Genomic DNA, 21,224 nt, shown 5'->3' with positions numbered 1-21,224 from the left:
TACCCCCGGGGGTAATTTCACGCTGAAGGGAGCGCCAGGTGTACTTCATCGACACCATCGAGACGGCAGGGATCGGGAACCGCGGCTACCTCGCCGGCGGCGAGCGAACGGCGGTGGTCGTCGACCCGCCCCGGGACATCGACCGGGCGATCGCGGCGGCGGCCCGGCGTGGGGTGCGCATAGCGCATGTCGTCGAGACGCACATCCACAACGACTACGTCACCGGCGGACCGGAACTGGCCCGCGTCACCGGTGCCGCCTACCTCGTCCCGGCCGCGGCCCGCGTCACCTTCGAGCGGGTGTCCGTGCACGACGGGGACACCACGGACGTCGACCCCGACTCCGGTCTGGCCCTGCGGGCGATGGCCACCCCGGGCCACACCCCGCACCACACCGCCTACGTCCTGGAGCACGACGGGGCGGCCGTCGCGGTGTTCACCGGGGGCTCGCTGCTGATCGGCACGGTGGGCCGCCCCGACCTGGTCGAGCCGCGGCTGACCGAGCGGCTGGCCCGTGCCCAGCACGCCTCCGCCCGTCGGCTGGCCGCCGAACTCCCCGACGACACCGAGGTGTTGCCCACGCACGGCTTCGGCAGCTTCTGCGCTTCCGGCCGGGCCGCGGGCAGCGCCACGACGATCGGCAAGGAGAAGGCGGGCAACGACGCGCTCACCCAGGACGTGGACGCCTTCGTGAGTGCTCTGCTGGCCGGGCTCGACGACATCCCCGCCTACTACGCGCACATGGGCCCCGCCAACACCGCCGGACCCGCCCCGCTCGACCTGACGCCGCCCGCCGTGGCCGACGCCGACGAGATCGCCTCCCGGCTCGCCGCGGGCGAATGGGTGGTCGACCTGCGCAACCGGGTCGCGTTCGCCCAGGGGCATGTCGCGGGGGCCTTCAACTTCGAGGGCGAGGGTCAACTCGCCACGCATCTGGCCTGGTTGATTCCCTGGGGCAGGCCGGTGACGCTGCTCGCCGAATCGGCCGCACAGCTCGCCGCCGCCCAGCGCGAGCTGGCCCGCGTCGGCATCGACCGGCCCGCCGCCGCGGCCACGGGCGCGCCGTCGGCCTGGGTGCGCGACGGGGAGCGTCTGAGCTCCTTCCCGAGGGCCACGTTCGCCGACCTCGCCGGCCGGCGCCCGGACCACGGGGTGGTCGTACTGGACGTCCGCCGCGACTCCGAGCGGGCCGACGGGTTCATCGCCGGATCGGTCCACATCCCGCTGCACCACCTGCACCCGCGGATCGGCGAGATCCCCGACGGCGAGGTGTGGGTGCACTGCGCGGGTGGCATGCGCGCCGCCATCGCCGCGTCACTGCTGGACGCGGCGGGCCGAGCCGTCGTCGCCGTCGACGACTCCTTCGACGGCGCCGAGCGGGCCGGGCTGGTCGTACGCGAAGACGCGACGGCTCCGGAGTGCGCGGGGAGCGAGACATGTCGATGACCTCGTTGCACCGCGGCCCGCTCCGCGGCACCGCGCGCGAGGCGGCCGAGCGCACCGGTCACCACCCCGCGGGCGAAGGCCTGTCCCTCGTCGGCGGTCAGGGTGGGGACGGCACGGTCGCGTGAGTGCTGTGATACTCGCCCTGGCGGCCGGGGCCGTCATCGGTCTGGCGCTCGGTGCGCTCGGGGGCGGCGGCAGCGTGCTGGCCGTACCCGCCCTGATCTATCTGCTCGGCTTCACTCCGGTCGCGGCCACCACCGCGAGCCTGGTCATCGTGAGTGTCACCTCGGCCACCGCGCTGGCCGGTCATGCGCGCGAGGGCGGTGTCCGCTGGGGCACGGGGCTGCTGTTCGCGGCGGCGGGCATCGTTCCGGCGATGCTGGGCGGCGCGGCCGCCGGGCGGCTGCCGAACACGGTGCTGACCGGAGCCTTCGCCGTGGTGGCGGCCGTGGCCGCGATCCGGATGCTGCGCCGGCGTCCGGCACCGGAATCCCACCGCCCGGTACGGCCCGGCCGGGCGGCGGCGGCCGGTGCGGGACTGGGCGCCGTCACCGGAGTGCTCGGCGTCGGCGGCGGCTTCCTCGCCGTACCTGCCCTCGTGGGCGTGGTCGGCCTGCGGATGCGGGCGGCGGTGGGCACCAGCCTGCTGGTCATCACCGTCAACTCGCTGGCCGCTCTCGCGCTGCGCGCCGGGACGGCCGACGGGCTGGACTGGGCGGTCATCGGCCCGTTCGCCGGTGCGGCGATCCTCGGCGCGTGGGACGGGAAATGCCTGGCCTCGAAGGTCTCCGGGCCGGCGCTTCAGCGGATCTTCGCCCTGGTCCTGCTGGCCGTGGCCGCCTTCATGCTGATCGACGCGGTGGCCGTCTGATGCGTACGACCACCGGACACGCGGGGGCGGGGCCTCACGCCAGCGACAAGAACAGCTTCTCCATGCGGGCACGCATCTGCTCGGCGTCCTCGCCGTTCTTGCGGCCGGACTCGATGTCGGCCACGCACTGCTGGAGACCGGTCGCGATGATCGCGAAGCCGGCGCGGTCGAGGGCACGGGACGCGGCGGCCAGCTGCGTGATCACGTCCTCGCAGTCACGGCCTTCCTCGATCATCCGGATCACACCCGAGATCTGACCCTGCGCACGGCGCAGCCGGTTCAGCACGGACTTGAGTTCGGCTCCGGCGAGATCCAGTTCCACGACCACTCCTCGAAATATACCCCTGGGGGTACTGTACGTCCCGTTTCGGGACGGCGTCGACCACCGGGATCACCTCCAGAAAGGATCACACCTGCCATGACCGTTCCCGTCACGCCCTCCGCCCTCACCGTGGACGAGGCCCACGCCCGGCTGCCCGAGTTCACCGTCATCGACGTGCGCACCCCCGGCGAGTACGCCTCCGGCCACCTGCCCGGCGCCCTGAACATCCCCCTCGACCACCTCCGGCGCGCGCTCCCCGGCATCCGCCACGCCGCCGAACGCGGCGACGTCCTCGTCGTCTGCGCCTCCGGCGCCCGCTCCCGGAAAGCCTGCGAGCTGCTGGCCGAGCGGGGCGTACCGAGCGCCACCCTCGTCGGTGGCACCGGAGCCTGGGCGGCCGGGGGCCACGATCTCCACCGCCCCGAGGCCCGCGCCGCACGGACCGGCTGGAGCATGGAGCGCCAGGTGCGCTTCACGGCCGGCACGCTCGTACTGCTGGGCCTGGGCCTCGGCCTGCTCCACCCGGCCTTCCGGATCCTCTCGGCGGGCATCGCGGGCGGCCTCGTACTCTCCGCGCTCACCGGCACCTGCGGCATGGCCCTCGTCCTCGCCAAGCTGCCCCACAACCGCCCGCGCACCGCCGACCTCGACGCGGCGTCGGCGGCCCTGTACGGCCGGTGAGCGCACGCGTCGAGGCGTGGTGCGCACGCGCGGCGATTCGGCTGGTTCGACCGTGGTGCTGTCCCTCCGTCCAGAGGACCATACCGATATGACGCCACGTCACTTACGAGTCCGGCCCGGTCGCGGACTGGCCGCGGTGGTGGCGGTGCTGGTTCTCACCGGCACCGCCTGCGATGGCGACACGCACTCCGACGACCAGGGCCGGGAGAAGCTCACCGTCGCCGCGCTGCCGCTGACCGATGCCGCCGCCCTCTATCTCGCCCGGGACCGGGGACTGTTCGCGAAGGAAGGGCTGGACGTCCGGATCAAGCCGGTCCAGCAGAGCGTGCAGGCACTGCCCGCCCTGCTGAAGGGGCAGGTCGACGTGATCGCCAGCGCCAACTACGTCACCTACCTCCAGGCCGCGGAGAAGGGCACCGCCGACGTCCGTATCCTCGCCGAGGGCGTCCGGGCCGCCCCGCACATGATGGACGTCCTGGTGGCGAAGGACTCCGCCATCAAGACGCCCGCCGACCTCAAGGGACATACGGTCGCGGTCAACCTCCTGAACAACATCCAGTCGCTCACCCTCAACGCGATCCTGGACGAGCAGGGCGCCGGCCGGCCCGTCTACCGGCAGGTCCCCTTCCCGCAGATGGGCCCCGCCCTGCAACGGGGCCAGGTCGACGCCGTGCACGCGGTGGAGCCGTTCGACAGCGCGATCCGCGGCGAACTGGGGGCCAGGGTGCTGCTCGACGGCGACTCCGGCCCCGCGGCGTCCCTGCCCCTGAGCGGATACGTCACCACCCGCGAGTTCGCCGCCCGGCACCCGAAGGCCGCGGCGGCCTTCCACCGGGCCATCACGGCCGCCTCCAAGATCGCCGCCCAGGACCCGTCGGCCGTACGCGCCGAACTGCCCAAGTACACCAAGGTGACCGCGCCCCAGGCCAAGGCCATCGGGCTGCCCGCCTACGCCACCACCACGGACCCCGCGCAACTGCGCCGGCTGACCCGCCTGATGAAGGAGCAGGGCCTGCTGAACACCTCGCTCGACCCGGCCAAGCTGCTGGTGGAGCCGCCGAAGTGAGAGGCCGTCAGGAGACCGCCGTCCTCGGCGCGACCGGCGTGCTGCTCGCCTTCGGCGTCTGCGAGGCGGTCGGCCGCGCCGGCATCGTCCGCCGCAGCTACCTTCCGCCCGCGTCCGAGGTCCTGGCCCGCGCCGTCGAACTGGCCGGCGACCGGGCCTTCCTGACCGGCGTCGGCGCCACCCTGCGCGCCTGGGGCCTGGGCCTCGGCCTGGCCTTCGCGATCGCCGTCCCGCTGGGGCTGCTCCTGGGCAGCGTGCCGGTGGCGGGCGCCGCCCTGCGCGCGCTCATCGAGTTCCTGCGCCCGCTGCCGTCCGTCGCCCTCATCCCGCTCGTGTCCCTGCTCCTCGGCTCGGGCACCGAGACCGAGGTCGCCCTCATCACCTACGCGTCCGTATGGCCGCTGCTGTTCAACACCGTCTACGGACTCGGCGAGACGGACCCGCTGGCCCGGGACACCCTGCGCGTGTTCGGCTTCGGCCGCCTCGCGGTGCTCCTCCGCGTGGACGTGCCCGGCACCGCGCCCTTCATCGCCGCCGGGCTGCGCATCTCGGCGGCGACCGCGCTGATCCTGGCCGTCGCCACGGAGATCCTCTCCGGCTTCGGTGAGGGCCTCGGCACCTTCATCGCCCAGGCACAACTCGCGACGGACGGCACGCGGGACGTCCTCGCGGGCGTGGTGTGGGCGGGCACACTCGGCGTACTCGTCAACTGGCTGCTGGTACAGGCCGAGCGCCGGCTGTTCCCGTGGGCGCCGGAGCACCGGCGGGTACCGCAGGAGCAGCGCGTGGCGCGGGATTCCCGGAGCCGGGCGGCGAAGCGCCCATGACCGGCACCCGCGACGCCCGCACCACCGCGCGAGGGCCGCACCCGGGCCCCGCGGCCCGCGCCCGTGACGCTCTCCTGCGCCGGCTGGTCCTCCTGATCGCCGCCGGTGTCTGGCAACTGGCCGCCGTGGCCCACCACAGCGTGTACTTCCCGCCGCCCCTGCGGATCCTCCGGCACGCCCGTGACCTGTGGCTCTCGGGCCCGGCCCGGCACGTGTTCCTCTCCGACGCGGCCATCGCCGACGTGCTGCCCAGCCTCGGCCGGATGTCCGCGGGTTTCGGACTCGCCGCCGTCGCCGGTATCACCCTCGGACTCCTCATCGGCCGTTCGCGGCGGGCGTACGCGCTGTGCGACCCGGTCCTCCAGTTCGCGCGGGCCGTCCCGCCCCCGGCCCTGGTGCCGGTGTTCGTCGTGGTCCTCGACTTCGGTACGCCGATGCAGCTGACGTCGATCGCGTCCGGCGCCCTGTGGCCGGTGCTGGTCAACGCCGCGGAAGGGGCCCGTGCGGTCGACCCGCTCCGGCTCGACGTCGCGGCCGTGCTGCGGCTCACCGCGGCCGAGCGGCTGCGGCTGCTGATCCTGCCCTCCGCGCTGCCGCGCGTCTTCGCCGGCCTGCGACTGAGCCTGTCGCTCTCCCTGATCCTGATGGTCTTCTCCGAACTGCTGCCGGGCACCGCCGACGGCATCGGGTTCACGCTCACCGACGCCCAGTCCCGCTCCGACCTGCTGACGGTGTGGGCGGTACTGGTGCTGCTCGGCGCCCTCGGGTTCCTGCTCAACACCGGCCTGCTGGCCGTCGAGAAACGGCTGGTCGGCAGGGCACGCTCCGGATGGAGGCCGATATGAGGAGCCGGCTGGACGACCGCCCGGAGGGGACCGTCCTCGACGCCGTCGTCCGACTCCTGCGCGACACCGGCATGACGACGGTCTTCGGCAACCCGGGCTCCACGGAACTGCGCATGCTGCGCGACTGGCCCGATGACTTCACCTACGTGCTCGGCCTCCAGGAGGCCACGGTCGTCGCCATGGCCGCCGGTCACGCCCTGGGCACCCGCAGCGCCGCGTTCGTCAGCCTGCACTCGGCGGGCGGGGTCGGTCACGCCCTCGGTGCCGTCTTCAACGCCCACCGCGACCGCGTCCCGCTCGTCGTGGTCGCCGGCCAGCAGTCCCGTTCGCTGCTCCAGCTGCGCCCGTTCCTCGGCGCCGACGAGCCCGCCCAGTTCCCCCGCCCGTACGTGAAGTTCTCCCGCCAGCCCGAACGCGCCGCCGATGTCCCGGCCGTGCTCGCCGAGGCGTACCGCGTCGCGATGACGCACCCGCGCGGACCCGCCTTCGTCTCCGTCCCCGAGGACGACTGGGACCGGCCCGCCCTCCCCGTCGCACCCCGCACGCTGCACACCGGCTACACCGCGGGCCCCGAGGCCCTGGCCGCGGTCGCCGGCCGCCTGACGGGCTGCGCGCGCCCCGCGCTGGTCATCGGCCCCGGCGTGGACGACGAGGACGCCCTGCCCGAGGCGGTCGCCCTGGCCGAGCGGAGCAGGGCCGCGGTGTGGATGAGCCCGCTCTCGGGACGCTCCGGATTTCCCGAGTCGCACCCCCTCTTCCAGGGCTTCCTCCCGCCCGTCGCGGGCCCCCTGGCCGACCGACTGGCCCCGTACGACCTGGTGGTGGCCCTCGGCGCACCCCTGTTCACCTACCACGTCGCCGACGACGGCCCGCCCCTGTATTCGGGCACCGAGTTCTTCCACCTGGACTGCGACCCGGCACAGGCCGCCTGGCTGCCCACCGGCACGAGCATCGTCACCACGCTCAAGCCCGCGCTGACACTCCTGACCGCGCTGACGCGGCCCGCCGACCGGCCACCGCCCCCGCCCCGCCCGGTACCCCCCGCGGTGTCCGCCGACGGCGCGAAGATCACCCCCGAACTGCTCCTGGACCTCCTGCGGGAACGGCTGCCGGGCGACCGGGTCCTCGTCGAGGAGGCCCCCAGCCACCGGGACGCGCTCCACGCGCGCGTGCCCGTCGACCTCTCCGGTGGTTTCCTCACCACCGGCAGCGGCGCCCTCGGCTGGGGCCTGCCGCTCGCCGTCGGCCGCGCCCTGGCCGACCGACGCCGCGTGGTGTGCGTCCTCGGGGACGGGTCGGCGCTCTACTCCGTCCAGGCGCTGTGGACCGCGGCCCGCCACCGGGCCCCGGTGACGTACGTGATCCTGGACAACGGCGGCTACGCGGCCGTGCGCGCCCTGGGCCGCCGCATCGGCATCACGCCGGTCCCCGGCACGGACATCGGCGGTGTCGACTTCGCCGTCCTGGCCGCCTCCTTCGGCTGCCCCGCCGCGGAAGTCGGGCGTCCCGCCGAACTGCCCGCCGCGCTGGACCGGGCGCTCGCCGCCGGCGACGAGGACGGCCCGTACCTCCTCCACGTCCGCGTCACCGCCACCGAGGACGCGCTGTACACCGAGCCCCGGGGCCGGTGACGCGCCGCCATGCTCCGACTCGACGCCCTCGGCCAGCGCTACGGCGACCACCAGGTCCTGCACGACATCAGCCTCACCGTGCCGGACGGCCAACTCCTGTGTGTGGTGGGCCCCTCCGGCTGCGGGAAGTCCACGCTGCTGCGCACCGTCGCCGGTCTGCTCCCCGCCGCCGAGGGCACGGTCACCATCGACGGCACTCCCGTCACCGGCGTCCCCGACCGCATGTCGGTCGTCTTCCAGGACTACGCCCGTTCCCTGCTGCCCTGGATGACGATCCGCGACAACGTGGCCCTGCCGCTGCGCCGCCGGGGCCTTCGCCGCGCCGCCCGTCGCGCCGAGGCGGAGGACATCCTGGACCGCGTCGGCCTCACCGGCACCGCCGACCGCCATCCCTGGCAGCTCTCCGGCGGCATGCAGCAACGCGTCGCGATCGCCCGCGCGTTGATCGGCCGCCCCTCGCTGCTCCTGATGGACGAGCCGTTCGGCTCCCTCGACGCCCAGACCCGCGAGGACCTGGAAGACCTCCTCGTGGAGGTGCACCGCACTGACGGCGCGACGATCGTCCTCGTCACCCACGACATCGACGAGAGCGTCTATGTCGGCGACCGCGTCGTCGTCCTGTCCCAGGCACCCGCCGCCCATGTCGTCCTCGACCAGCCGATCGACCTCCCCGACCCGCGCGAGCAGCTCACGACCCGGGGAGCACCGGAGTTCGTCGGCCTCCGGTCGAAGATCGGCCAAGCGGTCCGCACCCCGGCCACCTCGTGAGGTCCGGCCCGTAGGATGCGCCTCATGCCGGATCTGACGCCCCGCCCAGAACCGTTCACACCGCGGACCGACCCCGCGGCACTCGAGGACCTCCGTGCGCGGCTGCGCGCGACGCGCTGGCCGGACGCGCCCGAGGACGCGGGCTGGTCGCTCGGTACCGACCTCGCCTACCTCCGCGAGCTCGTCGCCTACTGGGCGGACGGCTTCGACTGGCCGGCGCAGGAGGCCGCGCTCGCCCGCCTGCCCCGCTTCCGCGTGCGGCTGGGCGGTCTCGGGATCCACTTCGTGCACGTGCGGGCCGCCGCGCCGGCCGGGCCCGCCCTTCCGCTGGTCCTCAGCCACGGCTGGCCGGACTCGTTCTGGCGCTACTCGAAGGTCGTCCCGCTGCTCACCGACCCCGGCGCGCACGGCGCCGACCCCGCCGACGCGTTCGACGTGGTCGTACCCGACATGCCGGGCTACGGCTACTCCGACCGCCCCACCGGCCCGCCCCTGGACTCCATCGCCGTCGCCGGTCTGTGGGCCGAGCTCATGGCGGTGCTCGGCTACGACCGGTTCGGCGCGGCCGGCGGGGACGTCGGCAGCCATGTGAGCCGCTACCTCGGGCTCGACCATCCCGACCGGGTCGTGGCCGTCCACCGCACCGACGGGGGACTGCCGGTCTTCACCGGCGCCCCGGAGGAGCTCACGCCCGAGGAACGCGCCTGGATCGACGGTGCCGCGGCCTGGGGCGCGACCGAGGGGGCCTACGCCGCCATGCACCGTACGAAGCCCCAGACGGCGGCCGTCGGACTCACCGACTCACCGGCCGGTCTGGCCGCGTGGATCGTCGAGAAGCTCCGGGCGTGGAGCGACTGCGACGGCGACATCGAGCGGAGCTTCACGAAGGACGAGATCCTCACGAACGTCATGCTGTACTGGCTCACGGGGACGATCGGCTCGTCGATGCGCATGTACCGCGCGAACGCCGCGATCCCGCCCGCGCAGCTCGCCCGCCGCGTCGAGGTGCCGTCCGGTTTCTCGCTCTTCGCCGGTGACGTCGTCCGCCCGCCGCGGGCGTGGCTCGAGCGCACGACCAACGTCGTCCGCGTGACCGAACCCCCGCGCGGCGGCCACTTCGCGGCGTTCGAGGAGCCCGAACTGTACGCGGCGGAGCTGCGCGCGTTCTTCCGTCCCTACCGCACGGCGGCGACGACCGGCCGACAGCGCCCCGCACCGGACCGTCCGGTGACGTAATCCGTTGGCGGTGCGGGGAGTTGGCGTGCCAGCCTGGTGCGCCATGGAGCAGGATGTGTGGACCGAGCAGGTGGCCCGGACGTACGACGAGTCCTCCGCGTACATGTTCGCGCCGGAGGTGCTGGAGCCCGCGGTCGAGTTCCTGGCGCGTCGCGCGGAGGGCGGGCCGGTGCTGGAGTTCGCGGTCGGTACGGGCCGGGTCGCGTTGCCGCTGCGGGAGCGGGGCGTGGCCGTCAGCGGGATCGAGCTGTCCGAGCCCATGGTGCGGGAGCTGCGCCGCAAGCCCGGCGGGGACGGCATGCCGGTGACGCTGGGGGACATGGCCCGGGTGCGGGTGCCGGGCGAGTTCAGCCTCGTCTACCTGGTCTACAACACGATCGGCAACCTGCTCACCCAGGACGAGCAGGTCGCCTGCTTCCGCAACGCCGCCCGCCATCTGCGTCCCGGCGGCCGGTTCGTCGTCGAGGTCGGCGTGCCCGAGCTGCGGCGGCTGCCGCCGGGGGAGAGCGCCCGGCCGTTCCACATCGGCGAGAAGCACGTCGGCTTCGACACCTACGACCTGGTGAACCAGCGCCTGGTCTCGCACCATTACCGCCTCACCGACGGGCGGGCCGAGGTCACCCGCTCCCGCCACCGCTTCGTGTGGCCCTCGGAGCTGGACCTGATGGCCCGGCTCGCGGGCCTCGAGCCACGCGAGCGGTGGGCCGACTGGAACGAGGCGCCGTTCACGGAGGACAGCCGGGCGCACGTCTCCGTATGGCAGAAGCCGTACGACGTGGGTCAGTAGCCCACACGGAACGTCGCGTCCTGCTGCTCGGTGGCCGTGGAGACCGGGTCGATGCGCAGGGCGTAGTCGTAGTGGCGGATGTAGCGGGTCGGGTTGTTGTAGGAGCGGAAGGACGACCAGCTCGCGTCGGCCAGGCCCGCCGTCCGGTAGAAGGTGGCGTCCGCCGCGAACGTCGACGTGCCGTCGTTCACGTCGAGTTGCAGTTGGTAGTTGTGGTGCCGCAGGTAGCGGGTCGGGTAGTTGACCGACTGGAAGGAGACACCGGAGCTGTCCGCGAGGCCGGGGACGAGCTTCCACTGAGAGTCGGTGTACGGGTCGAAAGGGTACTCGTCGATACGGCCCGCGAAGTTGGAGTGGCGGACGTAACGGGCCGGATAGTTGTAGGACTTGAGGCGGTTCCAGGCGGGGGCGCCCCAGGTGGCGACGAGGTTGTCGTACTGGGTGGCGGTGATCGACGCGATGCCGCAGTGCTTGGAGTTGACCGGCTGGGTGTAGGCCTTCTGGTCCAGCGCCGTCCAGGTGCCCGCCGAGAGGCCGGTGGACTGCCAGGCGTAGAAGACGCCGTTCGGGGTGTAGGTGTCGCCCCACAGGTACCAGGTGCTGGACGTCAGGGACTTGACGAGGGCCGGGGCCTCGGTGCCCCCGTGGGAGGCCGGGGTGCTGAAGACGGTGAAGCTGCCCGGGTCCAGCGAGCTGGAGCGGGCGCCGACGAGGGTCTGGTCCTTCTTGAAGTAGAGGTAGTTGACGCCGCCCACGCCGACGGCCATGTCGCCGTCGATCACGTCGTAGCCGGGGTCGAAGAAGACCTGGGGAGCGGAGACGGTGACGAAGTCGGTCGTGTAGTTGACCATGATGACGTTGTGGCCGCTGCTGTTCACCGCGGAGTAGATGAGCGCGTACTTGCCGCGGCCGGCGTCCCAGAACGCCTCCGGGGCCCAGCAGTGCGTGTCCATGTCGTGCAGCTTCAGCCGGTGGTAGCCGGTGAAGGTGCGCAGGTCGGCCGAGTTCCACACGTGCACGTACTGGCTGACGTAGCTCCAGTCGGTGCCCTTGAGGTCGGTGGCGAGGACGACGAAGGTGCCGTCCTGTTTGCGCAGGATGAACGGGTCGCGCAGCCCGAGATCCCCCTCGGTGGGGGTGACCACGGGGTTGTTCTGGTTGAGCGGCATCCAGTTCAGCGAGTCCTTGCTGACGGCGAGATGGAGGCCGTAGTCGGTGCCGGTGCCGTTCGGGGACTCGGTGAAGTAGCCCATGACGTACGCCGAGTCGGCGGCGTGGGCGGTGCCGGCGCCCAGGGCCAGCGCACCGGTCATGGCCAGGGGAGCGGCGGCGGCCGTGCGGAGGACGAGTCGACGGCTGGGGAGGGGGCGGCTCATACGTACTCCAGTGGTCGAGGGTGCTGCAATGGTCGGTATGTCGAACATGGTTCGGAGAGGCGATCAGAAAGTAGGGCGTGGCCATGTGCGCGTCAATCACTCCGCTCATGCTTTGTGGTTTCTGTGGGCTCGGACGGGGTGGCGGGTGAGGGTCGTTGACATGTGTCAGCTGGCGAACCCACGGTTTGCCGGAACGTTCCGGCACGTCAGAAGTGGAGCACCTCCATGCCGCCCATGCCCCACTTCGACGAGGAGGAGCTGTCGGCCGCGCTCGCCGAGCGTTACGCGGTGACGGGGACCTTGCGCGACCTCGGCAGCCAGCAGGACCGCAACTACCGGGTGTGTACGCGGACCGGGGACTACGTCCTGAAGATCGCGAACCCCGCCGAGGACCGAGAGGCACTGCGCGTCCAGTGCGCCGCCCTACGCCACTTGGCGGCCACCGCACCGGAGTTGCCGCTGCCCCGCGTCCACCCGGGGCTCGACGGCGACGTCGTGCAGGGCATCGCCGTGGGAGGAACGGAACTCGCCTGCCGTCTGCTGGACTTCGTGCCGGGCGAGCCGATCATGGACAGCCGCTACCTCGCGCCTTCCGTCGTCGCCCGGCTCGGTGAGCTCGCCGGACGCATCGCGGCGGGACTGGCCGGCTTGGAGACCGTGGAGCGGGAGCGGCCCCGGCTGTGGGATCTGCGCGACGCGGCAGCCGTGCTCGGGACGCTGGCCCCGCACCTGCCCGACCAGGACCGCGCCCAGCGGGTCCTGCGCGCCGCCCGGGCCGCCGCCGCCCGGGTCGAGCCGTACGCGGACCGGCTGCGTGTGCAGACGATTATCTGCACACGGTGTACGAAGCCGTACGTGCCGCCGGTGGACTGTGTCACCCTCGACGAGTCGGTCAACATGGCCTTCCTCGTCGTCCTCGAAGCGATGACACCGGCCGAGCGCGTCGCGTTCGTCCTGCACGACGTCTTCCGGTACTCCTTCGCCGAAGTGGCCGAGATCGTCGGCCGCACGCCGGGGGCATGCCGTCAGCTGGCCTCGTCGGCCCGCCGTCGTCTTCGCGGGTCGCGGCCTCCCGGGCCTCCCGCGGCCCAGCGCGCCGGCGTCGTCAGGGCCTTCAAGCGGGCATGGGAGGCCCAGGACATCGACGCCCTCGTCGGCCTGCTGGTCCCCGAGGCCACGGCGACCGGCGACGGAGGCGGAATCGTCCCGGCCGCGCTCCACCCGGTCGGAGGCGCCGAGCGGATCGCGCGCTTCTTCGCCGAACGGGCCGGTGCGCTGTCCGGCGTGACGCTCCTGGAGCGCACGGTCAACGGTCAGCCCGGCCTGGTGGCCCAACTGGACGACGTCACCGTGTCGGTGCTGGCGTTCGACGTCGCGGGCGACCGGATCGAGCGGATCTGGGCCGTCCTCAACCCCGACAAACTCCGGCCCTGGACGGCGAGCTGACACGGTGCCCGCTCAGACCGGGCCCTGGGTCAGGCGACCTGGCCCCCGACTCCTGAGCGCCCTTCGGGGACGGCCGGCAGACCGACCGTCACCTGCTCGCGGACCTCCTCGCCCAGCACACCGGCCACCGCGTCGGTGATCGCCGCGATCAGGCGCGCGGGTGCGTCCGGCACCTTCGGGTGCTGATACGCCGCCTCGCGCGGGCTCAGTGTGACGCTCGGGGCGGCCTGGCCGGACGGTGCCCCGCCGATGCCGCGCCGATGCGGGGGAATGCCGATCAGGTCGACTGCGACCAGGCGCCTGAACTGCCCGCCGCAGACGGAACCGATCGCATCCGCGAGTTCACGGATCAGGCCCTCTTCCGCCTTCCTGCCGAGGACCGTCTCACTGATGTGCACAGGCCCGGCGCGAGGACCCGGCCGACCGGCGACGCCGGATCGTGGCCATCGCCCCCGACCAGCACGACGCGATCGCGGCCTGGCTCGCCCCCGGCGCCGCCGCCTGGCGCCGTGTGCGGGGAACGTCGCTTCAGCGGCTCGGAGCGAGCCATGGTTCCGGATCGGTGTAGTAACCGTCGTAGATGACCTCGAAATGCAGGTGCGGTCCGGTGGACAGGCCCGTGGAGCCCACCCGTCCGATCGGGGTGCCGGTCTGTACGGTCTGGCCCGCGGTGACCTGGAGGACGGAGAGGTGGCTGTAGGTGGTCTGGAGGCGTTTGCCGCCGATGGTGCCGTGGTCGACGACGACGCGGTTGCCGTAGGCCTTGGTGAGGGCGGCGAACACGACCCGCCCCTGTCGTGCGGCGGACACCTGGGCGCCCTGCGGCGCGCCGAAGTCGACGCCGGTGTGGAGTTTGGTCACTCCGGTGAGGGGGTGCTTGCGTGAGCCGAAGGGTGAGGTGACCGTGAGTGTGCTCACGGGCGCGCTGAGAACGACGCTCGCCGGCTGTTCGGCGCCGTCGCCGCTGTTCTCGTGGTCGAAACCCTCGTAGCGCGCGTAGCGGGTCTTCACCTCGCTGAGGTACGTGCGTGCCGTCGCGGGCACGCGCCCCGCCGTCGCGACCTCGTCCTCTCCCACCGCGTACGCGGCCAGGGTCAGGTCGACGAGGTCCCCCGAGACGGTCCCCTCGGTCCGCAACTCGGTCACTTTCGCGGCGAGGGAACAGTCCTGCCGGCCCAGTGCCATGATGGCGTCCGGTTCGTCCCGGGGTGAGGAACGCCCGTTGCCGTCCTCGTCCTTGCCCCACCGCCGCCAGTCGGTGTCCGTGAAATCGGCGATACCCGACTTGCCCTGCGCCTTCGAGTCGTTGCGCCAGCCGGAGAGCTGGTCGATCTGAGCGGCGAGGACGGACGGAGTGAGGACCGCGCACCTTCCGGCGGCCTTGCGCAGCCAGGGTCCGTACGACTCGTTCACGGCACTCGCACCGGCCGGTCCGGACGTCGCGGCCTCCGTCCCGTCCGCGGAGAGGCCGCCCGTCAGAATGAGGAAACCGGCGACTCCCGAGGCCGCGACCAGCGCCGGCAACACCATCAGCGTGAACGGACCGGGACCCCGACGGCGGGGGCGTGGCGTGTCCTCCGAAGGGACATGCGGGTGGGGCCTGCTGTGCACAGGCGGACGCTATCCCGCTGCGGCACGGGCGTCACCGGGCATGGAGGCAGAGCGATGTGCCCGAAGAGGCAGACCTGACGCATCGTCCGAATACATCCGAGCTATCCCGGCGTATTGACGCGCTCCCGACACTTCTCTACGTTGCCTTCCGGGATAGCTCCGATGTATTACCGAGCCGCCGGGAGGTACCGTGCCCAGCCCGTCCAGACGTACCGTCCTCGCCACCGGATCCGCCGTCGGCGGCGCACTGCTCGCTCCCGGCCTGCCCACCCCGGCGTCGGCGGCGGACCGTGCCGCCGACGCCGCGAAGCCCTCCGACCCCTGGCGCACCGTCCTCGACGACGCCGACCTGGTCTGGCAGCGAATGCCGACGACCTGGTACGAGGGCCCGTTCCTCGGCAACGGCTTCCTCGGCTCGGGGATCTACGCCGAGCCGGACGCCACGTCGAGCGCCGTGCGCTTCAACGTCCAGCACTCCGAAGTACAGGACCACCGCCCCGAGTTCGGCTCCCTCTTCGGTCTGGCCCGGCTTCCGATCGGGTACTTCACCCTGGAGCCGGTGGGCACGATCACCGGCCTCGACTGGCGGCTGTCGCTGCACGACGCCGAACTGACCGGCACCCTCACCACCGACCGGGGCACGCTGGCCCTGCGCGCCCTGGTCCACAACGACCGCTCCGTCCTGGCCGTGGAGGTGACGCCCGGCGAGGGCGAGCGCGGCTTCCGCTGGGTGTTCCACCCGGCGGACGCGATCAGCCCGCGCGCCGCCTTCAAACCGCTGCCGGACGGCTACCGGGGCAACCCGCCCGCCGAGGTGGCCGACCATGACGGTGTGACCGCGGCCGTGCAGCCGCTGCTGGCGGGCGGACAGCACGTCACCGCCTGGCAGGAGCGGACCAGCGGCCGCACGCGGACGCTGTACGTCCACGTCGCGCACTCCTACCCGCGGACCACGGCGCTGGAGCGGGCCCTGAAGACGGTCCGCGGCACCGCCCGGCTCTCCTACTCCGCCCTGGCGGTGACCCACCGCGACTGGTGGCACGCCTACTACCGCAAGAGCTTCCTGTCCCTGCCCGACGCCCGTATCCAGCGCTTCTACTGGATCCAGCTGTACAAGGCGGCCTCCGCCGCCCGCCGCGACGCCCCCGTGATGGCGACGAGCGGCCCCTGGCTGGAACCCACCCCGTGGCCCAACACCTGGTGGAACCTCAACGCCCAGCTGGAGTACTGGCTCGTCCACGGCTCCAACCACCTCGAACTCGACGCGATCACCCGGGCGTTGAGCGAGTTCCGGGACAACCTCGCCAAGGAGGTCACGCAGCCGTACCGAGCCGACTCGCTCGGCATCCCCCGCACCACCGACCCCCACCTGGTCAACGGCGCGGCCGACCCCCTCACCGGCTACGGCGTCGGCATCCCCGGCCAGGACCCGCCGACACCCGAGGTCGGTAATCTCACCTGGGCGCTGCACAACGTCTGGCTCAGCTACCGCCACACCATGGACGAGACGATCCTCAGGTACGTCCTCTTCCCCCTGCTCCGCAAGGCGGTCAACTACTACCTGCACTTCCTCGAGCCCGGCCCGGACGGCCACCTGCACCTGCCCGCCACCTTCTCCCCGGAGTACGGCGGCGACTCACGCGACTGCAACTACGACCTGATGCTCCTCACCTGGGGCTGCCGCACCCTCCTCGAATCGGCCGGACTCCTCGGCATCGACGACCCGCTGGCACCACGCTGGCACGAGGTACTCGCGAAGCGTGTGCCGTACCCGACGGACGAGAACGGCTTCATGATCGGCGCGGACATCCCCTTCGCGAAGTCCCACCGCCACTACTCGCATCTGCTCGCCGTGTACCCGCTGTACGAGGTGACCGGCCGCACCCCAGGCCAACGCGCCCTCATCGAGGAGTCGCTGGCGCACTGGGTCGGCTTCGAGGGCGCCCTCCAGGGCTACACCTTCACGGGCGCCGCCTCGATGTCGGCGCTGCTCGGCAAGGGTGAGGACGCGCTGCGGTACCTCGGTGAACTGATGGCCCGCTTCATCCAGCCCAACACCATGTACAAGGAGTCGGGTCCGGTCATCGAGACGCCCCTGTCGGCCGCCCAGTCCCTGCACGACATGATCTGCCAGTCCTGGGGCGGGACCATCAGGGTCTTCCCCGCACTGCCCGCCGCCTGGCCGGACCTGACGGTACATCACTTCCGTACACAGGGAGCCTTCCTGCTGAGCGCGGTCCGCCGGGGCGGCACCACCCGCTGGGTACGACTGGTCAGCGAAGCGGGCGCGCCCTGCGCCGTACGGCACGGAATCACCGGACCGGTCGACATACGGGACGGGCAGGGCCGCCCCCTGCGGTACGCCGGCACCGCCGACGGCACGGTCCAAGTCGCCCTGCGCAAGGGCGAGTCCGCGCTGATCACGGCCAAGGGCGACCGGCCCGACCTGACCGTCGCGGCCGTGCCCCCGAACGGCGAGGCGCCCCGCTGGGGGCTGCCCGCCACCTGACCGCGGCCGGGTCCCATTCCCCGCGGGGAATTGTCGGTCTCCGCCGCGCGCCGCAGGATCTGGTCCCAAGCGACCTGACCGGCAAGGAGATTCATGTGATCGACATCGACCCGCAGCACCTGGCCGACCGTTACACAGCACAGTGGAACCTGACGGAGGCCACCGAACGCCGCGCGGCCATCGAACGGCTGTGGGCGCAGGACGGCACCCACATCCTCCAGCCGCCCGAGGAGATGCGGCGGATCGCCGCGGAACTCGGCTTCGACCACACGGCACTGGAGGCTCAGGGGTACGACGCCATCGAGACCCGGGTGACGCGAAGCTACGAACGCTTCGTCGAGAAGGAGGGATTCACCTTCCGGGCGTGCGCCGGCGCGGTACGCCTCCACGGCGTGGTCAGGTTCGGCTGGGAGGCCGTGTCCGCCGAAACCGGCGAGGTGGTGGGCGGCGGATCGGAGATCCTCGTGCTCGACGAGACCGGACGGATCAAGGCCGACTACATGTTCCCCGGCGCCTGACCCCCCGCGGCTGAGGCCAGTGGCCCGGCGGCCGTCGAGAGAGCCTCGGCCGTCGCCGGGTCGGTCGGCAGGAACGCCTCCAGTTTCAGCTCCGCGAGTGTGACGTCGACGGCGGTGGCGAAGGTCGTCACGGTCGTCATCAGACGCAGCTCACCGTACGAGGACCGCAGACGCAGCGGAACCGCGAAACCGAGCTGCCCTGCGGAGGGATCCAACTCTGGGACGTACGAACTGAGTTCGGCGTGCAGCTCCTCCAGGTGGCCGAGTCGTGCCAGGATGTGGCGCGCCCATTCGGCGAGGTTGTGAATGCGGGGAGCGAGGCCGTCCGGGTGCAGCGCGAGGCGGTAGACGTTCGTGCCGGGACCCAGCAGTTCGGGGGCCGCACCCTCGGTGATCACGTCCAAGGCGGTGTTGGCCGCGACCAGATCGCCGCGCCGGTCCACCACCAGTGCCGGATACGGCAGATGCCCGCGCAGGATGTGGTCGATCGCCGTGCGTACGGGTGCCAGCACCGGGTCGTCGAGCGCGCTCTCGGGGTAGGCGGGCGCGTACCCGGCGGCCAGCAGCAGTTCGTTGCGCTCCCGCAACGGCAGTTCCAGCGACTCGGCCAGACGCACGACCATGTTCCGGCCGGGGGCGGACCTGCCGGATTCGATGAAGCTGAGGTGCCGCTGGGTGGTGCCCGCCCGCAGCGCCAGGTCGAGCTGGCTGAGACGACGGCCGGTACGGCGTTCGCGAAGCGCACGAGGGAAGTCCACTGACCCGTTGTAACGGTCCGGGCGGGCTCCGGGCCATTCCCCCCGGGGAATTGTCGCTACCCGCGGCGGTGATGACCATCGCGGCATGGACATCGGTGTACTGCTTCCGACCGGAACCGCCCAGTGGGGCGCGGCCGACGACCCCCGCACGCTCGTCGGCTTCGGCCGCCGGGCCGAACGCCTGGGCTTCTCCTCCCTCTTCGTCAACGACTCACTGATCAGCCCGCGCATCGAAGCCCTCACGATGCTGGCCGCGCTCGCCCCGGCGACCGAGACCGTGACCCTGGGCACGGCCGCCCTGATGCCGTTCCTGCGCCGGCCGGTCCAGGCCGCGCAGTCCCTGGCGTCGATCGACCTGTTGTCCGCCGGCCGGCTCACCGTGACCGTCGGCGCCGGTTTCCCCGGCCGCTTCGGACGGCCTCTCTACACCCTGTCCGAGGTGCCGTGGGAGCGGCGCTTCGCCCGTCTGGACGAGACCGTCGCCCTGTGGCGGGCCCTGTGGGAAGGCGCCGGCTCCTTCCACGGCGAGATCCTCCGGTTCGACGACCTCCCGCCCACGACCCTGCCCTCCCGAGCCGCCGGCCCGCCCGTCTGGCTCGGCGGCGCGACCCCGGCGGCGCTGGCCCGCACCGGCCGCCTTTACGACGGATGGCTGCCCTACCCTCCCGACCCCGCCGACTACGCCTCCGGCCTCCGCGATGTCCGCACGGCGGCGGCCGACGCCGGACGCGCGGCCGAGGACATCACCCCCGCGCTGTTCGTGTCGGTACGGATCGACGACGACGTCGAGCGCGGCCGCCGGGCACTGGACGAGTACGCGCGAGCCGCATACGGCATGCCCCTGGAGGAGCTGGAAAAGATCCAGGCTGTCGTCACCGGCACGGCCGACCAGGTACTGGCGGATCTACGACGGTACGTCGCCGCCGGCGCCCGGCACATCGTCGCCCGCCTCGGCGCCGTGGGCCTGTCCTCCCAGCGCGACCAGCTGGAACGTGTCGCGGACCTGATCCCGGCCGTACAGGCCACGGCTCAGTCCTGCTGAGCGGCGAACCGGGCGAGCCGCTGCGCCAACTCCTGCACCAGGGTGCGTAGTTCGGTCGGCCTACGCACCATGAACGGGCAGTCGAGCCCGGCGATCAGGGGCGGGATCCAGTCCAGCCGCTCGGCACGGAGCCGGACACGGAACCACGTCTCGTGAACCTCGTCGACGAGTGCGATGCCTTCGGGGAATGCCGACCTGATGTGCTCCCGTGTGCCCTGCACGAGAATCTCGACGTCAGGGTCCACGGGGTCTCGGCGAGCGTGGCCAGCGTGTGCGACGCGGCATCGAAGTTCTCGGGCCGCTCGAAGGAGCCCGGCAGCATGCGCAGGTGACCGGCCCGGTCCACCCGGAAGGTCCGTACGTCCCCGGTCTCGGCGTCCGCGCCGGTGACGTACCAGCGGCCCGAGTGGGCCACGAGACCGTAGGGATGGATGACTCTGTCGGTGACCCTGCCGCCACGGCTGCGGTACTCCATCGACACCGGATGCCGGTCGGCGGTGGCTTCGGCGAGCGTGAGCAGGACGCGCCCCCCCCGGGGGCCGTCGGCGCCGCGGTCGGCGGTCGCCGTGAACCGTGTCGTGGCCAGCAGCGCGTCCAGCCGTCGGCCCAGGGGTTCGGGCAGCACGCGGCGCAGCTTCGCGGCGGCTGTGCCGGCGGCGGCGTCCGACGTCGGGACCGGCCCCGCCCGCCGCACGGTGATCAGACCGAGCACGGTGGCCAGCGCCTCGTCCTCCGTGAGCATCAGCGGGGGCATCCGGTACCCGCGTGCCAGCCGGTAGCCGCCGTAGCGTCCGCGCACCGACTCCACGGGCACATCGAGGTCGATCAGGTGATCGACGTAGCGGCGGACGGTGCGCGGGTCCACCCCCAGCCGCCCGGCGAGGTCGGTGACCGTATGGACGCCTCCCGCCTGAAGAACCTCGAGGAGGGCGAGTACGCGCGCGGTGGGACGAGTCATGCGGCCAGGTCTCTCCCGGATACCGGGCGGATCCTGTCCGTATCCGTCCTACGGTCTCCACAGGGCGCGACACAGTCCCGCACCCAGTCCCGCGACACAGCCCGAGGGGACCGCCATGCAGTTCGCTTCGATCCGCATCATCACCGGCAACGTCGACCGCGTGGTCGAGTTCCACGAGAAGGTGACGGGCCGGACCGCGAAGCGCTTCACCGACGACTTCGCCGAGTTCCGCACCTCCGCCGGAACCCTCGCTCTCGGGAGCGTCCGCACGGTCGCGGCGCTCGGTGCCCGGGCGCCGCGACCGGCCGCCAACGAGAGCGTGATCATCGAGTTCCTCGTCGACGACGTGGACCGCGAGTACGACAGGCTCCGCACGCTCGCCGTCGAGTTCGTGAACGAGCCCACGACCCAGCCCTGGGGCAACCGTTCCCTGCTGTTCAGGGACCCCGACGGCAATCTGGTCAACTTCTTCGCACCGGTCAGCCCCGAGGCCCCGCAGCGCCTCCTGGCCGTGGAGTGACGGCCGG

The 21,224-nt window shown here is 72.4% G+C and carries 20 protein-coding genes and 3 pseudogenes; 17 read left to right on the top strand and 6 right to left on the bottom strand.

Going from position 1 to position 21,224, the window contains the following annotated elements; genetic code table 11:
* Window positions 1–38: 38 nt before the first annotated feature.
* The 3 genes from ABZ915_RS02245 to ABZ915_RS02235 are packed head-to-tail and all read left to right on the top strand — an operon-like array spanning window position 39 to window position 2,316.
* Window positions 39–1,445, top strand: a complete 1,407-nt coding sequence (locus ABZ915_RS02245) for a rhodanese-like domain-containing protein (protein WP_361794343.1) — start codon at window positions 39–41, stop codon at window positions 1,443–1,445.
* Window positions 1,436–1,570 carry a hypothetical protein gene (locus ABZ915_RS02240; RefSeq protein WP_361794340.1) on the top strand — a complete coding sequence of 45 codons (135 nt, stop codon included), beginning with the start codon at window positions 1,436–1,438 and terminating at the stop codon, window positions 1,568–1,570. Before ABZ915_RS02245 ends, ABZ915_RS02240 begins: the two co-directional genes overlap by 10 nt.
* Window positions 1,567–2,316: a sulfite exporter TauE/SafE family protein gene (locus tag ABZ915_RS02235; protein WP_361794337.1), complete on the top strand. Its 750-nt coding sequence runs from the start codon at window positions 1,567–1,569 to the stop codon at window positions 2,314–2,316. Before ABZ915_RS02240 ends, ABZ915_RS02235 begins: the two co-directional genes overlap by 4 nt.
* Window positions 2,317–2,350: 34 nt before the next feature.
* Here the strand turns inward: ABZ915_RS02235 and ABZ915_RS02230 are convergent, their stop codons facing one another.
* A complete protein-coding gene (locus ABZ915_RS02230) occupies window positions 2,351–2,638 on the bottom strand; it encodes a metal-sensitive transcriptional regulator (RefSeq protein WP_361439061.1) in 288 nt (95 codons plus the stop codon).
* Window positions 2,639–2,734: 96 nt separating this feature from the next.
* Here ABZ915_RS02230 and ABZ915_RS02225 point away from each other — a divergent pair, with 96 nt between their 5' ends.
* The 8 genes from ABZ915_RS02225 to ABZ915_RS02190 all read left to right on the top strand — a co-directional run bounded on the left by ABZ915_RS02225 (window position 2,735) and on the right by ABZ915_RS02190 (window position 10,479).
* Window positions 2,735–3,319, top strand: coding sequence for a rhodanese-like domain-containing protein (locus ABZ915_RS02225; protein ID WP_361794334.1), 585 nt, complete (start codon window positions 2,735–2,737; stop codon window positions 3,317–3,319).
* Between the two features lie 88 nt (window positions 3,320–3,407).
* Window positions 3,408–4,385, top strand: a complete 978-nt coding sequence (locus ABZ915_RS02220; protein WP_361794331.1) for an ABC transporter substrate-binding protein — start codon at window positions 3,408–3,410, stop codon at window positions 4,383–4,385.
* A complete protein-coding gene (locus ABZ915_RS02215) occupies window positions 4,382–5,212 on the top strand; it encodes an ABC transporter permease (protein WP_361794328.1) in 831 nt (276 codons plus the stop codon). The genes ABZ915_RS02220 and ABZ915_RS02215 overlap by 4 nt, the downstream gene beginning before the upstream one ends.
* Window positions 5,209–6,057: an ABC transporter permease gene (locus ABZ915_RS02210; RefSeq protein ID WP_361794325.1), complete on the top strand. Its 849-nt coding sequence runs from the start codon at window positions 5,209–5,211 to the stop codon at window positions 6,055–6,057. Before ABZ915_RS02215 ends, ABZ915_RS02210 begins: the two co-directional genes overlap by 4 nt.
* Window positions 6,054–7,688, top strand: coding sequence for a benzoylformate decarboxylase (gene mdlC / locus ABZ915_RS02205; protein WP_361794322.1), 1,635 nt, complete (start codon window positions 6,054–6,056; stop codon window positions 7,686–7,688). The genes ABZ915_RS02210 and mdlC overlap by 4 nt, the downstream gene beginning before the upstream one ends.
* Window positions 7,689–7,697: 9 nt before the next feature.
* Complete coding sequence (locus tag ABZ915_RS02200; RefSeq protein WP_361794319.1) at window positions 7,698–8,456, top strand: ABC transporter ATP-binding protein; 759 nt, start codon at window positions 7,698–7,700, stop codon at window positions 8,454–8,456.
* A gap of 24 nt (window positions 8,457–8,480) precedes the next feature.
* Window positions 8,481–9,692, top strand: coding sequence for an epoxide hydrolase family protein (locus ABZ915_RS02195; RefSeq protein WP_361794316.1), 1,212 nt, complete (start codon window positions 8,481–8,483; stop codon window positions 9,690–9,692).
* Window positions 9,693–9,735: 43 nt separating this feature from the next.
* A complete protein-coding gene (locus ABZ915_RS02190) occupies window positions 9,736–10,479 on the top strand; it encodes a class I SAM-dependent methyltransferase (protein ID WP_361794313.1) in 744 nt (247 codons plus the stop codon).
* Here ABZ915_RS02190 and ABZ915_RS02185 read toward each other — a convergent pair.
* Window positions 10,473–11,855: a glycoside hydrolase family 43 protein gene (locus tag ABZ915_RS02185; RefSeq protein WP_361794310.1), complete on the bottom strand. Its 1,383-nt coding sequence runs from the start codon at window positions 11,853–11,855 to the stop codon at window positions 10,473–10,475. The genes ABZ915_RS02190 and ABZ915_RS02185 overlap by 7 nt on opposite strands.
* 225 nt (window positions 11,856–12,080) lie before the next feature.
* Between ABZ915_RS02185 and ABZ915_RS02180 the strand changes: the two genes are divergently transcribed.
* Window positions 12,081–13,301, top strand: a complete 1,221-nt coding sequence (locus tag ABZ915_RS02180; RefSeq protein WP_361794307.1) for a phosphotransferase — start codon at window positions 12,081–12,083, stop codon at window positions 13,299–13,301.
* A gap of 29 nt (window positions 13,302–13,330) precedes the next feature.
* Here ABZ915_RS02180 and ABZ915_RS02175 read toward each other — a convergent pair whose 3' ends face one another.
* On the bottom strand, window positions 13,331–13,699 hold the full coding sequence (locus tag ABZ915_RS02175) for a hypothetical protein (RefSeq protein ID WP_361794304.1): 369 nt from the start codon (window positions 13,697–13,699) through the stop codon (window positions 13,331–13,333).
* A gap of 5 nt (window positions 13,700–13,704) precedes the next feature.
* Between ABZ915_RS02175 and ABZ915_RS02170 the strand changes: the two are divergent.
* A pseudogene (locus ABZ915_RS02170) lies at window positions 13,705–13,812 on the top strand (MarR family transcriptional regulator); the annotation flags it as partial.
* A 17-nt stretch (window positions 13,813–13,829) separates the two neighbouring features.
* On the opposite strand, the pseudogene ABZ915_RS02165 reads toward ABZ915_RS02170, so the two are convergent.
* Window positions 13,830–14,861, bottom strand: a pseudogene (locus tag ABZ915_RS02165) (M23 family metallopeptidase); the annotation flags it as partial.
* A gap of 241 nt (window positions 14,862–15,102) precedes the next feature.
* On the opposite strand from ABZ915_RS02165, the gene ABZ915_RS02160 reads away from it, so the two are divergent.
* Both ABZ915_RS02160 and ABZ915_RS02155 read left to right on the top strand, forming a co-directional pair.
* Window positions 15,103–17,421, top strand: coding sequence for a glycoside hydrolase family 95-like protein (locus ABZ915_RS02160; RefSeq protein ID WP_361794301.1), 2,319 nt, complete (start codon window positions 15,103–15,105; stop codon window positions 17,419–17,421).
* Window positions 17,422–17,516: 95 nt separating this feature from the next.
* Window positions 17,517–17,939: a hypothetical protein gene (locus ABZ915_RS02155; protein WP_361794298.1), complete on the top strand. Its 423-nt coding sequence runs from the start codon at window positions 17,517–17,519 to the stop codon at window positions 17,937–17,939.
* Here ABZ915_RS02155 and ABZ915_RS02150 read toward each other — a convergent pair.
* Entirely contained in the window at window positions 17,918–18,697 is a 780-nt protein-coding gene (locus ABZ915_RS02150; protein ID WP_361794295.1) for a helix-turn-helix transcriptional regulator, read from the bottom strand. The two genes, ABZ915_RS02155 and ABZ915_RS02150, sit on opposite strands and share 22 nt — an antisense overlap.
* A gap of 85 nt (window positions 18,698–18,782) precedes the next feature.
* Here ABZ915_RS02150 and ABZ915_RS02145 point away from each other — a divergent pair, with 85 nt between their 5' ends.
* Window positions 18,783–19,739 carry an LLM class flavin-dependent oxidoreductase gene (locus ABZ915_RS02145; protein WP_361794292.1) on the top strand — a complete coding sequence of 319 codons (957 nt, stop codon included), beginning with the start codon at window positions 18,783–18,785 and terminating at the stop codon, window positions 19,737–19,739.
* On the opposite strand, the pseudogene ABZ915_RS02140 reads toward ABZ915_RS02145, so the two are convergent.
* A pseudogene (locus ABZ915_RS02140) lies at window positions 19,727–20,697 on the bottom strand (YafY family protein). The gene ABZ915_RS02145 and the pseudogene ABZ915_RS02140 overlap by 13 nt on opposite strands.
* Window positions 20,698–20,812: 115 nt before the next feature.
* Between ABZ915_RS02140 and ABZ915_RS02135 the strand changes: the two are divergent.
* Window positions 20,813–21,217: a VOC family protein gene (locus tag ABZ915_RS02135; protein ID WP_361794289.1), complete on the top strand. Its 405-nt coding sequence runs from the start codon at window positions 20,813–20,815 to the stop codon at window positions 21,215–21,217.
* The last annotated feature ends 7 nt before the right edge of the window (window positions 21,218–21,224 follow it).

This window comes from Streptomyces sp. NPDC046915, assembly GCF_040644935.1.
Taxonomy (GTDB): Bacteria; Actinomycetota; Actinomycetes; order Streptomycetales; family Streptomycetaceae; genus Streptomyces.
Note: the sequence above shows the minus strand (reverse complement) of the source record. Positions and strands in the feature narration are given on the sequence as shown.

Bases quoted from the DNA above. Each gene is read 5' to 3' on its own strand.
- ABZ915_RS02240 (WP_361794340.1), top strand. From the start codon at position 1,436: ATGTCGATGACCTCGTTGCACCGCGGCCCGCTCCGCGGCACCGCGCGC.
- ABZ915_RS02225 (WP_361794334.1), top strand. From the start codon at position 2,735: ATGACCGTTCCCGTCACGCCCTCCGCCCTCACCGTGGACGAGGCCCAC.
- ABZ915_RS02220 (WP_361794331.1), top strand. From the start codon at position 3,408: ATGACGCCACGTCACTTACGAGTCCGGCCCGGTCGCGGACTGGCCGCG.
- ABZ915_RS02210 (WP_361794325.1), top strand. From the start codon at position 5,209: ATGACCGGCACCCGCGACGCCCGCACCACCGCGCGAGGGCCGCACCCG.
- mdlC (WP_361794322.1), top strand. From the start codon at position 6,054: ATGAGGAGCCGGCTGGACGACCGCCCGGAGGGGACCGTCCTCGACGCC.
- ABZ915_RS02200 (WP_361794319.1), top strand. From the start codon at position 7,698: ATGCTCCGACTCGACGCCCTCGGCCAGCGCTACGGCGACCACCAGGTC.
- ABZ915_RS02195 (WP_361794316.1), top strand. From the start codon at position 8,481: ATGCCGGATCTGACGCCCCGCCCAGAACCGTTCACACCGCGGACCGAC.
- ABZ915_RS02190 (WP_361794313.1), top strand. From the start codon at position 9,736: ATGGAGCAGGATGTGTGGACCGAGCAGGTGGCCCGGACGTACGACGAG.
- ABZ915_RS02185 (WP_361794310.1), bottom strand. From the start codon at position 11,855: ATGAGCCGCCCCCTCCCCAGCCGTCGACTCGTCCTCCGCACGGCCGCC.
- ABZ915_RS02180 (WP_361794307.1), top strand. From the start codon at position 12,081: ATGCCGCCCATGCCCCACTTCGACGAGGAGGAGCTGTCGGCCGCGCTC.
- ABZ915_RS02145 (WP_361794292.1), top strand. From the start codon at position 18,783: ATGGACATCGGTGTACTGCTTCCGACCGGAACCGCCCAGTGGGGCGCG.
- ABZ915_RS02135 (WP_361794289.1), top strand. From the start codon at position 20,813: ATGCAGTTCGCTTCGATCCGCATCATCACCGGCAACGTCGACCGCGTG.